The 11992-nt window shown below is 70.9% G+C and carries 15 protein-coding genes and 1 tRNA gene; 2 read left to right on the top strand and 14 right to left on the bottom strand.

The annotated features are described in order from the left end of the window. Position 1: 1 nt before the first annotated feature. Together A0130_01755 and A0130_01750 are read right to left on the bottom strand one after the other, a co-directional pair. Positions 2 to 883 carry a hypothetical protein gene (locus tag A0130_01755; GenBank protein ANF30567.1) on the bottom strand — a complete coding sequence of 294 codons (882 nt, stop codon included), beginning with the start codon at positions 881 to 883 and terminating at the stop codon, positions 2 to 4. Further along, complete coding sequence (locus A0130_01750) at positions 873 to 1499, bottom strand: hypothetical protein (protein ANF30566.1); 627 nt, start codon at positions 1497 to 1499, stop codon at positions 873 to 875. The genes A0130_01755 and A0130_01750 overlap by 11 nt, the downstream gene beginning before the upstream one ends. 487 nt (positions 1500 to 1986) lie before the next feature. Between A0130_01750 and A0130_01745 the strand changes: the two genes are divergently transcribed. After that, positions 1987 to 3162: an RNA-splicing ligase RtcB gene (locus tag A0130_01745; GenBank protein ANF30565.1), complete on the top strand. Its 1176-nt coding sequence runs from the start codon at positions 1987 to 1989 to the stop codon at positions 3160 to 3162. On the opposite strand, the gene A0130_01740 is transcribed toward A0130_01745, so the two are convergent. From A0130_01740 to A0130_01685, 12 genes are all read right to left on the bottom strand, one after another. After that, positions 3149 to 3775: a GNAT family N-acetyltransferase gene (locus A0130_01740; GenBank protein ID ANF30564.1), complete on the bottom strand. Its 627-nt coding sequence runs from the start codon at positions 3773 to 3775 to the stop codon at positions 3149 to 3151. The genes A0130_01745 and A0130_01740 overlap by 14 nt on opposite strands. Before the next feature lie 64 nt (positions 3776 to 3839). Further along, positions 3840 to 3915, bottom strand: a tRNA-Ala gene (locus tag A0130_01735). Positions 3916 to 4009: 94 nt separating this feature from the next. Next, on the bottom strand, positions 4010 to 4291 hold the full coding sequence (locus tag A0130_01730; protein ANF30563.1) for a hypothetical protein: 282 nt from the start codon (positions 4289 to 4291) through the stop codon (positions 4010 to 4012). Between the two features lie 63 nt (positions 4292 to 4354). Then, positions 4355 to 4732 carry a ribosome silencing factor RsfS gene (locus A0130_01725; protein ANF30562.1) on the bottom strand — a complete coding sequence of 126 codons (378 nt, stop codon included), beginning with the start codon at positions 4730 to 4732 and terminating at the stop codon, positions 4355 to 4357. A 64-nt stretch (positions 4733 to 4796) separates the two neighbouring features. Further along, on the bottom strand, positions 4797 to 6059 hold the full coding sequence (locus tag A0130_01720) for a hypothetical protein (GenBank protein ID ANF33253.1): 1263 nt from the start codon (positions 6057 to 6059) through the stop codon (positions 4797 to 4799). Between the two features lie 125 nt (positions 6060 to 6184). Continuing rightward, a complete protein-coding gene (locus tag A0130_01715) occupies positions 6185 to 6787 on the bottom strand; it encodes a nicotinate-nicotinamide nucleotide adenylyltransferase (protein ID ANF30561.1) in 603 nt (200 codons plus the stop codon). A 27-nt stretch (positions 6788 to 6814) separates the two neighbouring features. After that, positions 6815 to 7051 (bottom strand): hypothetical protein, encoded by a 237-nt coding sequence (locus A0130_01710; GenBank protein ID ANF30560.1) that lies wholly within the window; start codon positions 7049 to 7051, stop codon positions 6815 to 6817. Between the two features lie 54 nt (positions 7052 to 7105). Next, complete coding sequence (locus A0130_01705) at positions 7106 to 8383, bottom strand: gamma-glutamyl-phosphate reductase (GenBank protein ID ANF30559.1); 1278 nt, start codon at positions 8381 to 8383, stop codon at positions 7106 to 7108. Between the two features lie 9 nt (positions 8384 to 8392). Then, positions 8393 to 9235 (bottom strand): gamma-glutamyl kinase, encoded by an 843-nt coding sequence (locus tag A0130_01700; GenBank protein ANF30558.1) that lies wholly within the window; start codon positions 9233 to 9235, stop codon positions 8393 to 8395. After that, positions 9232 to 10785, bottom strand: coding sequence for a GTPase ObgE (obgE, locus tag A0130_01695; protein ID ANF30557.1), 1554 nt, complete (start codon positions 10783 to 10785; stop codon positions 9232 to 9234). Before obgE ends, A0130_01700 begins: the two co-directional genes overlap by 4 nt. A 79-nt stretch (positions 10786 to 10864) precedes the next feature. Continuing rightward, positions 10865 to 11122, bottom strand: coding sequence for a 50S ribosomal protein L27 (locus tag A0130_01690; protein ANF30556.1), 258 nt, complete (start codon positions 11120 to 11122; stop codon positions 10865 to 10867). A gap of 30 nt (positions 11123 to 11152) precedes the next feature. Then, complete coding sequence (locus A0130_01685) at positions 11153 to 11446, bottom strand: 50S ribosomal protein L21 (GenBank protein ANF30555.1); 294 nt, start codon at positions 11444 to 11446, stop codon at positions 11153 to 11155. A gap of 267 nt (positions 11447 to 11713) precedes the next feature. Between A0130_01685 and A0130_01680 the strand changes: the two genes are divergently transcribed. Beyond that, positions 11714 to 11989 carry a hypothetical protein gene (locus A0130_01680; GenBank protein ANF30554.1) on the top strand — a complete coding sequence of 92 codons (276 nt, stop codon included), beginning with the start codon at positions 11714 to 11716 and terminating at the stop codon, positions 11987 to 11989. The last annotated feature ends 3 nt before the right edge of the window (positions 11990 to 11992 follow it).

Below are 11992 nucleotides of genomic sequence, written 5' to 3'. Positions count from 1 at the left end.
CTCACGCGATCCCGTGCCGGAGGGCGTAGGCGGTCGCCTCGCTCCGCCGCGCCACGCCGATCTTGCGGTACAAGCTCGTGATGTGCCGTTCGATGGTCCGATCGCTCAGCCAGAGCAGCGCCGCCATCTCCTTGTTGGACAGGCCCTGCGCGAGCAGACCGAGCACCTCCAGCTCCCGCCGGGTGAGGGAGGCGGTGAGCGGTACGGTCGGCGAGGCCGCCGTCGGCCTCGGGGTGAGCGCGTCGTCGGGCGCGGGCCGGTCGGCGTCGCGCGACGCCTGCTGCACCCGCCGCGACACCCCCGCCAGCACGGGCGACACGTCGTCGATGAGCGACCGCAGCATCCGGTCGCGTCGTTCGAGCTCCTGCTCCGCGATCCGCCGCGCGGACTGCTCCCGGGCCAGCCGGCGTGCGGTGTGCAGCGCGATCGCGGCCTGACTGACGGCGACCCGCAGCAGGTGCGTCTCGCGTTCGGTCGGGAAGTCCGACCGGGGTGCGGAGACCGCGACGACTCCCGTCCCCCACGGCAGCGTCAGGTCGAGCGTCGCGACCTTCGCGATGCCGTCCGAGCCGTCGTCGTGCGAGCGCAGCGCTCCCGTGGTCACGCCCTGGCGGCGTGCGCGCCCGTCCGCGCCGTCGCCATCGCCGTCGATCGCCGCCAGCAGCCGCAGCCGCGCGCCGGGCCCGGACGGACGCCACGCCTCCAGCGTCTCCCCCGCGTCCGGGCCGACGAAGCGGGCGAACGCCGCATCCAGCCGCAGCATCCCGACGAGCACGCTGAGCAGCCCGTCGGCGATCTCGGCGGGAGTGTGATCCACCCAGAGGGACGGCAGGGCCAGCAGCGCGCCGAGGTCCCGCATCCAGGTGCGGTCGTCAGCGTCCATGCCGGCCCCGCTCCCCCAGGAACTCCTCCGGCGGCACGAAGAACGGGTTCTCCTGCAGGATGCCGCCGATCAGCACCATCGGATGCGTGCGGAGGATGTCGATGATGAACGCGCCGTCGAAACGCGAGGTGTCGTACGCGCAGATGACGACATGACGATGGCGGGCGTGCAGGAAGTTCGCCCGCGCCTCGAACTCGATCAACTCATCGCCGGTGTCCCGGTCCCCGGCCGCCCAGCCCATGTCGGCGACCAGCCGGATGCGCGGTTCGGGCGCCGACCCCAGCAGCTCGTCGAGCTGGCCGAGCATGTCGTCGGGGTCGAAGCCCCCGGTGCGCAGGTACGTCTCGGCCCACGTTCGCACCTCCGCCCGGCCGTCGGCGAGGAGCGCGGGCGCGTCGTAGCCGAGCCGTCGCAGGCGCGTCAGAGGGGCGGCGGGCGTGGCACTGTCGACCAGGTACACGAGCCGGTCGCCGCGATCGACGCCATCCCGGACGAACGGGTCCAGTGCCGCGTCGGCCTCAGCACGGTCCTGCACGAAGGCGCAGACGTGCCGGTACTCATCGAGCACCCCGCCCGCGAAGGTCACGGGGTCCGCCACGCGTCCACTCTCCGCCATGTCCGTCATCCGCCCCGCTTCGGGAGGGTAGTGCAGGGCGCCAGGCGCACACAACGCCGACCGACCGTTCCGCCGCCGAGGCCTCGCGGCTACGCTCGCACCATGACGAACAAGACCCCGCGCGAAGAAGAGATCCAGAAGGAGCAGGAGGCGAAGGACGCCGAGAAGGAGCGCCTGGAGCAGGAGGAGGAGCGCCGGCTCCGCTGACCGCTTCTTGCCCCTCGCGACCGAGACCCTGTACAGTCGGGAATCCTGCGCCACCGGGCGCAGGCAGCCCACGCTGACGAACGCCGAACGGAAGGACACGCGATGAGCCCCCTGCGTTATCTGCAGCACGCCAAGCGCGCCTTCCGCGCGCTCGAGCGCACCCGGGGTCTGTAGCACCACTGCCGCAGCCCTGCCGTTCGAGGACCGGGGCTGTCCTTCCTTCGCGTCTCGCGTCGGTCCGGCCGTCCCGGCCGCACACCGATGAAGAGACGAAAGGATCATGGAAAGAATCTCGAACCGCCTGCTGAGCTGGGCCTCCCTCCTGGAGGACTCCACGCGCGCTCAGGCGGTCACCACCTCGCGGATGCCGTTCATCCACCCGCACCTCGCCCTGATGCCGGACGCGCACCTGGGCCTGGGTGCGACGGTCGGGTCGGTCATCCCGACGCTCGGCGCCATCATGCCGGCCGCCGTCGGGGTCGACATCGGCTGCGGGATGATCGCGGTCCGCACCCAGTTCACGCGCGACTACGTGGCGGCCACTGCCACGCCGCTGTCGGTGCTGCGGACGGACATCGAGCGCGCCATCCCGCTGTCCGCCGGTGCACGCAACCGGAAGATCGTCGCGACCGCCGAGCCGCGCGTCGCCGAGCTCGCGCGTCTGGCCGAGGAGGCCGGGTTCGACCCGGCCGAGCACCGGCGCGACTGGGAGTACCAGCTGGGAACGCTCGGCTCGGGCAATCACTTCATCGAGGTGAGCCTGGACGAGGACGACGCGGTGTGGTTGTTCCTGCACTCCGGCTCGCGCGGCGTCGGCAACCGGATCGCCGGCCACCACATCGCCGTCGCGCAGGAGCTGATGCGCAGGTGGTGGATCGAGCTTCCGGACAAGGACCTCGCCTACCTGGTGGAGGGCACCGCCGAGTTCGACGCGTACATCGCGCAGTTGCGGTGGGCCCAGCACTTCGCGCTGCTCAACCGCGAGGAGATGATGGACCGCGTGGTGCGGCAGGCGTCCGAGTGGTTCGGGACGCCCGTGGTCGAGCAGGAGCGCATCAACTGCCACCACAACTTCACCGAGCGGGAGACCCACTTCGGCAAGGAGGTGTGGGTGTCGCGGAAGGGGGCCATCTCGGCTCAGCCGGGACAGCCGGGCCTCATCCCGGGGTCGATGGGCACCGCGTCCTACGTCGTGGCCGGGAAGGGCAACCCGTTGTCGCTGCACTCGTCGCCGCACGGCGCCGGACGGCAGTTCTCGCGGTCGGCTGCGCGCAAGCGCTTCACCGTGGAGCAGCTGCGCGAGGCGATGACCGGGATCGAGTTCCGCGACACCGACGCCTTCCTGGATGAGATCCCGCAGGCCTACAAGCCGATCGACCAGGTCATGGCGGACGCCGCGGACCTCGTCGAGGTGCGGCACACCCTGCGCCAGCTCGTCAACGTCAAGGGCGACTGACCGGCGCGGGCGGCACGTCACGCCACATGGTCGTGACGGCCGCCCCGTCGATCACCGACCGGAACCCGCCGAGCGGGCGGAACCCCGCTCGCTCGTAGCGGTGGTCGTTCGCGGGGTTCGTGGACTCCAGGTAGGCCGGGATGTCGTGCTCGTCGAAAGCGCGCAGGCTCTCGGCCAGCAGCTCCTGGCCGATCCCCCGGCCGCGGTGATCCGGATGCGTCGCCAGCAGGCTCAGGTACATGTGCGGCCGATTGTGGGGGTGCGACTCCTCGAAGCGCTCCCACAGTCGCCGGTAGGCCTCGAAGCGGTCCGGCGTCAGCGTCCTCCGCATGAGGTCGTCGGCCTCGGCCTCCTGCTTCTCTGTCAGCTCTGGCACGTCCGGCGGGAGCCAGATCGCGACGGTCGCCGCCTCGCCGTTCGGACCGTCGGCGAGGCGGACGGCGCCGTGCGGGATGGCGCCCTCCACGAAGAACCGCCAGAACGGCTCCAGGTGGCCGGTGCCTCCGTCGGCCGCCTCGAGCGCCGGACCCCAGACCGGGTCGTCGCGGAACGCGAGCGCGATCGTCGTGGTGATCGCGGCGGCATCGGCGGGAGTGGCGGTGCGGCTCTGCATACCGAGACTCTAGCCGGAACGAAAAGACCCCCGGCGGAGCGTTTCCGCTCACGACCGGGGGTTTCGGTGGATCTGAGGGGACTCGAACCCCTGACCCCCTGCATGCCATGCAGGTGCGCTACCAGCTGCGCCACAGACCCAGAGTGTGTTCCGTTCGGGCCTTTCGGACCTCCCGGGACAACTCCTCAACCCTACTACATCGCACGCGGCAGAAAAAACTGAGAGCGGCTCGCGTCAGTCGAAAAGCTCGCTGAGCCAGTTCTCGCGCTTCTTCTTGTAGGGGCGCTGACCGTACGACTGATCGCGGTACTGCGGTTCGCGGTACTGCGGTTCGGCGTAGCGCGGCTCGGCGTAGGGCTGCGGGGCGTGAGCGCTCGGCTGCGTGCCCGCACGGTCGATGATCTTGTCGAGCTCGCCGCGGTCGAGCCAGACGCCGCGGCACTCCGGACAGTAGTCGATCTCGATGCCGTGGCGCTCGCTCATGACGAGGGTCGCGTTGTCGGTGGGACACTTCATGCGCCCATCCAAGCGGGCGATCATGAGAGGGTTCTCAGGCGAAACCGCGAGGAGGCTGGGAGCCTACTCGGCCGTCTCGTGGACCGGCAGCTCGATCGGCAGGACCGGGCAGTCCTTCCACAGACGCTCGAGCGCGTAGTACATGCGGTCCTCCTCGTGGAAGACGTGCACGACCAGGTCGCCGAAGTCGAGCAGCACCCAGCGGCCTTCCGCCTTGCCCTCGCGGCGGAGCGTCTTGACGCCGGCCTCATTGAGCTTGTCCTCGACCTCCGAGGCGATCGCGAGCACGTTCCGCTCGACGCGGCCGCTCGCCAGCAGGAAGGCGTCGGTCAGCGGCAGCGGGCCGGACACGTCGAGGGCGACGAGATCCTGCGCGCCCTTCGAGTCGGCGGCGGCTGCTGCCACCTGCAGGATGTCCCGGGCGTGCTGGGATGCGGTCACAGAGAGTCCTCCGGTCGCGTTCGGTGCGTGGGTGATGCGGAGATGGATGCGGACGCGCGGATGATCAGAACACCTTCAGGACGTAGGCTGCGACGAGCAGCCCGATGACGCCGACGGCGAGGACGCCCGCGACGGTCATGAGGATGACCGGCAGGGCGTTGCCGCGCTTCTTGGGCGGCGCGATGACGCCGCGGGTCGAGGTGTGCGTGCTGATGGCGCGCGACGCGCGCACCGGCTGCACCTCGGACGTGTTGAACTCGTTCTCCTCGCCGTCGAGCAGGCGGTCGATGTCGGAGGAGTCGATGCGGTCGGGGTGGGCGCCGGTCGCGCCCATGCCGCGGGGAAGGTCGATCGACCCGGTGACCAGAATCTCGCCCGTCTGCGTGAGCGGCGAGCTGACATCCGGCTGCGGGATGACCGGGAGGATCAGCGCGTTCGTCGTCGTCGCCGCCGTGGACTGGGTGACGTTACGGGTCGTGATCGGCTGGTTCTGGTCATCCAGCTCGGCCGCCGTCGACCAGTGACCGGTCGGCGGGGTGAACGGCCGGCGCTCTTGGGCGGCGGTGTCCTCCTCGGCCTCGGCCGCGGCGGGAGCGGTGGATGCTGCCGGAGCGGGCGCGGGCGTCTCGGCCTTGGGCGCGGCGGGCGCGCCGAACGCGGCGAAGGGCGACGCCGTGCTCTGCGTCACCGTGGTCTCGGGCTCGGCGGTGCGCGAGGCGCCCGGAGCCGAGGACGGGGTGAGCGGGGCGAACGGCCAGGCGGACTTCTCGCTGGTCGAGTGAGCGTCGGAGTCGGCCGGGGCCGGGGCCGCCGACGCTGCAGGAGCAGGTGCCGGGGTCCCGGCGTTCTGGGCCGCCTCGGCCTCCGGGCCGGAGGTGAAGGTCACCGGGAACACGGGCTCGCCGACGGTCGCCGGGTGGTTGGCCTGCGCGTTGGCCTCCTGCGCCTGCAGCATGGCGCGCAGCTCGCGCCGCGTGAGGGTGCGCTCAGTCGTCGCGTCGCCGTTCGACGGCGCGGCCGTCGTCGGGGCCGTCACGCCGGAGGCCGGCGCCGCCGGTGCGGAGTTCGCGGGCTGCAGGATCGCCATCGGCTGGGTCACGGGCTCGGGCTGCGAGGGATCGGGGGCCTGGCGGAACAGCCCGAAGGAGTCGCCGGAGGGCGACGAGACACCGGGCTCGGCGAAGGCGCTCGCGGGGATCGCGGGACGCTCCTGCGCCGGCGCGGCCGCCGGATCAGCGCTCTCGGGCGCAGCCGTCACGGGCGCAGCGGTCTCGGGCGCGGCCGCCTCGGCGGCCGGCTCGTCCTCCCGCTGCCCGGACGTGGTCATCTCGGGGATCTGGCCCGCCGGGGTCGGCTCGGCCGTGCCCGCGCGACGCGAGCGCTCGAACTCCCGTGCCTGTCGCCGCGTCTGCGCCTGCGGCTGGCCCGTCGGCGGCTGTTCAGGCCACGATGTCATGCCACGCTCCGATACAGATGGTGCTTGGAGATGTACTGAACGACCCCGTCCGGCACCAGGTACCAGACCGGGAATCCCCTGCTGACCCGGCTCCTGCAATCGGTCGAGGAGATCGCCAGGGCCGGAACTTCCAACAAGCTTACGTCCTGCTCCGGCAATCCAGAAATACTCAAGTCGTGTCCCGGGCGACTCACAGCAACGAAGTGGGCCAGCTCCCAGAGCTCCTCCACGTCGCGCCAGCTGAGGATCTGAGCGATTGCGTCGGCTCCGGTGATGAAGAACAGTTCGGCGTCCGGGCGCTCCTCGTGGAGGTCGCGCAGGGTGTCGATCGTGTAGGTGGGGCCGTCGCGGTCGATGTCGACGCGGCTGACGGTGAAGCGGGGGTTGGACGCGGTGGCGATGACCGTCATCAGGTAGCGGTGCTCCGCCGGGGTGACGGGACCTTTCTGCCAGGGCTGTCCGGTCGGGACGAAGATGACCTCGTCGAGGTCGAACGACTGGGCGACCTCGCTGGCGGCGACGAGGTGGCCGTGGTGGATGGGGTCGAAGGTGCCGCCCATCACGCCGATCCGCGGCCGGCCCGTCTGCGTCAGTTCCATGCCGCGGTCAGCCGCGCCCGGGCCGGCTCAGTGGCCCTGGGTCGGGTGGCCGGTGCCGTGGTGCGTGGCTCCCGGGGCGCCGGCGTGCGCGGCCGCGTCGGGGGCGGACCGGTGGCTGTGCCGGTTGGCGACGTCCTTGAAGCTCCAGATCACGAATGCGAGGGCGATGAAGATGACGATCGCGATGGCTCCGAACGCCCAGGCCGGCATCGGGAGCTCGACATGGGTCTCGGCCTCGGCGAGGACGGTCGTCAGGAATGACATCGTTCGTGATCCTTTCTGCGGGCCTCACGGCCCGGTTACGAGTCTAGCGGTCGCCTACGCCCGGACCTGGCCGGACCCGCGGACGATCCACTTGGTGCTGGTGAGCTCGGGCAGCCCCATGGGCCCCCGCGCATGCAGCTTCTGGGTCGAGATGCCGACCTCGGCGCCGAACCCGAACTCGCCGCCGTCGGTGAAACGGGTCGACGCGTTGACCATGACCACGGCCGAGTCGACCTCGGCGAGAAAGCGCTCTGCGTTCTCGAGGTCGCTCGTGACGATCGACTCGGTGTGCTGCGTCGAGTAGCGGCGGATGTGGTCGATCGCCTCGTCGAGGTCGTCGACGACCTTGACCGAGATGTCGAGGCTCATGTGCTCGGTGGCGTAGTCCTCGTCGGTGACGGGGACGCCGCCGGGGGCGAACGGGAGCGCCCGCTCGTCGGCGTGGATGGTGACCCCGGCCTCGCGCAGCGCGCCGAGCACCGGCGGCAGCAGCCGGTCGGCGGCGGCGCGGTGCACGAGCAGCGTCTCGACCGCGTTGCACACGCTCGGCCGCTGCACCTTGGCGTTGCGCACGATGTCGACCGCCCAGTCTTCGCGGGCCGACTCGTCGAGCACCACGTGCACGACCCCGGCGCCGGTCTCGATGACCGGGACGGTGGACTGGGTGACGACTGTCTGGATGAGATCGGCGCTCCCCCGCGGGATGAGCACGTCGACGAATCCGCGCGCCGTCATCAGCTCGGCGGCGCCCTCTCGTCCGAAGTCGTCGACGGTCTGCACCGCGTCGGCGGGAAGGCCGGCCGACGCCAGCGCCTCCTGGATCACCCGCACCAGCACGCGGTTGGTCTCGATGGCGGCGCTGCCGCCGCGGAGCACCGCCGCGTTGCCGCTCTTGATCGCGAGCGCCGCGATGTCGATGGTCACGTTGGGCCGGGCCTCGTAGATCGCGCCGACGACGCCGAAGGGCACGCGGACCTGCGTGATCTTGACGCCGTTCGGCAGCGCGCTCCCGCGCACCGCCTGCCCGACCGGGTCGGTCAGGCCGACGACCTCGAGCACGGCGTCGGCGAGGCCCTGCAGGCGCGCCGGGCTCAGCGTCAGCCGATCGAGGAGCCCGGTCGACAGGCCGTTCTCGCGGCCGTTCGCCAGGTCGAGGTCGTTGGCGGCGAGCACCTCGTCGGACGCGGCGAGCACGCCGTCGGCGATCGCCCGCAGCGCGCGGTTCTTCTGCTCGGTGTTGGCCACCGCCAGCGCGCGCGACGCGGTCTTGGCGGCGGCGAGCCGCTCGTGCAGCGACAGCGTGGCGGCGGGTGCCTTGGTGATCGAGGACATGCGTCGATTCTAGGACGCGGCGGCGTCCGAGGTGGCGGCCGCAGACGAACCTGTGGACAACGCGCCATCGGTCGGCGCGGGCGCGAACCAGGTCCCGACCTGCTCACCGCGCAACGCCTGCGAGACCAGCGAGGTCGCGGTCAGGACGACCGCCGTCCCGCGCTCCGCGGCCTGCCGCGCCGCGGACACCTTGGTCACCGCTCCCCCGCTGCCGACGCCGGACAGCCCGGTGGAGCCGATCTCCACGCCGGCGAGCTCGTCGTCCCACCCGACGTGCTCGATCCGCTCGGCACCGGTCTCATGCGGCGGCTTCGTATAGAGCGCATCCACATCCGACAGCAGCACCAGCAGGTCCGCCTCGACGAGCAGCGCGACCAGCGCCGCCAGCCGGTCGTTGTCGCCGAATCGGATCTCGTGCGTCGCAACGGTGTCGTTCTCGTTGACGATCGGCAGGATGCGCAGCGAGAGCAGCCGTTCCATCGCACGCTTCGCGTTGCTGCGGTGGGTCGGGTTCTCCATGTCACCGGCCGTCAGGAGCACCTGACCGGCGACGATGTCGTAGCGGTCGAGGCTGTCCTGGTACCGGTAGATCAGGACGTTCTGGCCGACCGCGGCCGCCGCCTGCTGCGTGGCGAGGTCGGTGGGGCGCTCGGACAGCGAAAGGTACGGGATGCCGGTCGCGATGGCGCCGGAGGAGACGAGGATGACCTGGGACCCGCGGCCGTGGGCCTCCGCGAGGGCGTCGACCAGCGGCGCGATCTGTCCCGCGTTCTCGCCGCTGATGGACGACGAGCCCACCTTGACGACGATGCGCCGGGCGGTCGGGATCTGGCTGCGGTCGTCGATCGTCATCCCTCGCTGCTCTCCTCCTCCGCCGTGCGCACGGCGTTCTCGTCGTAGCTGTCGTCCTGCCAGAGGCCGGCCTCGCGTTCGCGCAGCAGCTCTTCGCGGGCCTCGGCCTTGGCGTCCATCCGGTCGAAGTAGTCCTCGCGGCGCTGTGCGCGCGTTGGGCGGGCATTGGTGTCGAGCCGCGCGTCGGTGCCGCGCGGGGCGGTGATGAGCTCGGCCGTCGAGGTGAGCGTGGGCTCCCAGTCGAAGACGACGCCGTTGTTCCGGCCGATGACCACGGTCGATCCGGCGACGGCGCCCGCGCGGACGAGCTGGTCCTCCACCCCGAGCTTCGCGAGCCGGTCGGCCAGGTAGCCGACGGCCTCGTCGTTCGCGAAGTCGGTCTGGGCGACCCAGCGCTCGGGCTTCGCGCCCAGGATGCGGTAGACCGGGCCGTCGGTGCCGCCCTCGACCTTGACCACGAACCCGGAGTCGTCGACCGCCTTCGGCCGCATGACGATGCGGGGACGCGCCTCCTCCAGGGCCAGCTGCTCCCGACGCGCCGTCTCGACGATCTCGGCCAGCGCGAACGACAGCGGGCGAAGGCCCTCGTGGCTGACGGTGGAGATCTCGAACACGCGGTAGCCGCGCTGCTCCAGCTCAGGCCGCACGAACTCGGCGAGCTCGCGAGCGTCAGGGACGTCGATCTTGTTGAGGGCGATCATCTGGGGACGCTCCAGCAGCGGCGTCTGGCCCTCCGGCACGGGATAGGCGGCGAGCTCGGCGAGGATGACGTCGAGGTCGCTCAACGGGTCGCGTCCGGGCTCCAGAGTCGCGCAGTCGAGCACGTGGAGCAGCGCCGAGCAGCGCTCGACGTGACGCAGGAACTCGAGGCCGAGGCCGCGACCCTCGCTCGCACCCTCGATGAGGCCGGGCACGTCGGCGACGGTGTAGCGCACGTCGCCCGCCTGCACCACGCCGAGGTTCGGGTGGAGGGTCGTGAACGGGTAGTCGGCGATCTTGGGCTTCGCGGCGGAGAGCGCGGCGATCAGGCTGGACTTGCCGGCCGACGGATAGCCGACGAGCGCGATGTCGGCGACGGTCTTGAGCTCGAGGCGGATGTCGCCCTCCCACCCGGGCGTGCCGAGCAGGGCGAAGCCGGGCGCCTTGCGCTTCGGGTTCGCGAGGGCGGCGTTGCCGAGGCCGCCCACGCCGCCCGCTGCTGCGACGAAGCGCATGCCGGGCTCGGTGAGGTCGGCGAGCTCCACGCCGTCCTCGTCCTTGACGACGGTGCCGACAGGGACGGGCAGCTCGAGGTCTTCGCCGGTGTGGCCGCTGCGGTGGTCGCCCATCCCGAACCCGCCGTTCTCGCTCGCGCGATGCGGGTGGCGGTGGTAGCCGAGCAGGGTGGTGACCTGGGGGTCGGCCACGAGGACGATGTCGCCGCCGTTGCCGCCGTTGCCGCCGTCAGGGCCGGCCAGGGGCTTGAACTTCTCGCGGCGGACCGAGACGCACCCGTTTCCGCCGTTGCCCGCGCGCAAGTGCAATGTCACGCGGTCGACGAACGTCGCCATGGTGCTCTCCTATGTGTGGTGAAACGGCGGATGGGCGGGCCGAAGCCCGCCCATCCGGAAGTGTGCTGGTGGCGACGGCTCAGGCCGAGGCCTCCACGATGTTGACGACCTTGCGGCCGCCCTTGGTGCCGAACTCGACCGCACCGGCGGCGAGGGCGAACAACGTGTCGTCGCCGCCACGGCCGACGTTCACGCCGGGGTGGAAGTGCGTGCCGCGCTGGCGGACGAGGATCTCACCCGCGTTGACGGTCTGGCCGCCGAAGCGCTTGACGCCGAGGCGCTGCGCGTTGGAGTCGCGGCCGTTGCGAGTGGAGCTCGCTCCCTTTTTGTGTGCCATGGTTTCTTCTCCTCGAGAACGGTCTGTCGGCTACTTGATGCCGGTGATCTTGACGCGCGTGAGCTCCTGACGGTGGCCCTGGCGCTTCTTGTAGCCGGTCTTGTTCTTGAACTTCTGGATGACGATCTTCGGGCCGCGGAGGTCGCCCAGGACCTCGGCGGTCACGACGACCTTCGCGAGCGACTTGGCGTCGGAGGTGATCGTGTCACCGTCGACCAGCAGCACGGGCGCGAGCTGGACCGTGCCGTTCTCGTCGGCCTTGATGCGGTCCATCGTCACGATGGTGCCGACCTCGACCTTCTCCTGCCGGCCACCGGCGCGCACAACTGCGTAAACCACTTGTCAGTACCTTTTCGTCGGGGAACAGCTCCCGGCGCAGCCGCGGACCTGGTCCTGCTCTTCTACTTTGTTGGATATCACTGGCGAGTCCGCCTGTTCGCGTGCTGCGACCGACGACTCTCAGAAAACCATGCTGGCGGCCGGGTAGCACCCGGCACACACCAACGGTCAACTTTACCCGACGCCCAGACCATCGTCAATTCGATGGGAAGCCTTCCGGCCGGCGTCGGAGCCCGTTCCTACAATCATTCTATGACGGTCCTGATCGATCCCCCGGCATGGCCGGCCCACGGCATGTTGTGGTCGCACCTGGTCAGCGACGCATCGCTCGACGAGCTCCACGCCTTCGCCGCGGCCAATGGCATCCAGTCCCGGGCGTTCGACCTCGACCACTACGACGTCCCCGACCGTCGCTACGACGAGCTCGTGGCCGCGGGAGCGCATCCCGTCTCCGGCCACGAGCTCGTGTCGCGACTGATCGCCAGCGGCCTGCGGGTGAAGGCCCGCGACCGCATGCGGCGCCACTGAGGC

The sequence above is a fragment of the Leifsonia xyli genome, assembly GCA_001647635.1.
Lineage (GTDB): Bacteria > Actinomycetota > Actinomycetes > Actinomycetales > Microbacteriaceae > Leifsonia > Leifsonia xyli_A.
Note: the sequence above shows the minus strand (reverse complement) of the source record. Positions and strands in the feature narration are given on the sequence as shown.

Coding starts and splice junctions, on each gene's coding strand:
- A0130_01755 (ANF30567.1), bottom strand. CDS start 883: ATGGACGCTGACGACCGCACCTGGATGCGGGACCTCGGCGCGCTGCTG.
- A0130_01750 (ANF30566.1), bottom strand. CDS start 1,499: ATGGCGGAGAGTGGACGCGTGGCGGACCCCGTGACCTTCGCGGGCGGG.
- A0130_01745 (ANF30565.1), top strand. CDS start 1,987: ATGGAAAGAATCTCGAACCGCCTGCTGAGCTGGGCCTCCCTCCTGGAG.
- A0130_01740 (ANF30564.1), bottom strand. CDS start 3,775: ATGCAGAGCCGCACCGCCACTCCCGCCGATGCCGCCGCGATCACCACG.
- A0130_01730 (ANF30563.1), bottom strand. CDS start 4,291: ATGAAGTGTCCCACCGACAACGCGACCCTCGTCATGAGCGAGCGCCAC.
- A0130_01720 (ANF33253.1), bottom strand. CDS start 6,059: ATGACCACGTCCGGGCAGCGGGAGGACGAGCCGGCCGCCGAGGCGGCC.
- A0130_01715 (ANF30561.1), bottom strand. CDS start 6,787: ATGGAACTGACGCAGACGGGCCGGCCGCGGATCGGCGTGATGGGCGGC.
- A0130_01710 (ANF30560.1), bottom strand. CDS start 7,051: ATGTCATTCCTGACGACCGTCCTCGCCGAGGCCGAGACCCATGTCGAG.
- A0130_01705 (ANF30559.1), bottom strand. CDS start 8,383: ATGTCCTCGATCACCAAGGCACCCGCCGCCACGCTGTCGCTGCACGAG.
- A0130_01700 (ANF30558.1), bottom strand. CDS start 9,235: ATGACGATCGACGACCGCAGCCAGATCCCGACCGCCCGGCGCATCGTC.
- obgE (ANF30557.1), bottom strand. CDS start 10,785: ATGGCGACGTTCGTCGACCGCGTGACATTGCACTTGCGCGCGGGCAAC.
- A0130_01690 (ANF30556.1), bottom strand. CDS start 11,122: ATGGCACACAAAAAGGGAGCGAGCTCCACTCGCAACGGCCGCGACTCC.
- A0130_01680 (ANF30554.1), top strand. CDS start 11,714: ATGACGGTCCTGATCGATCCCCCGGCATGGCCGGCCCACGGCATGTTG.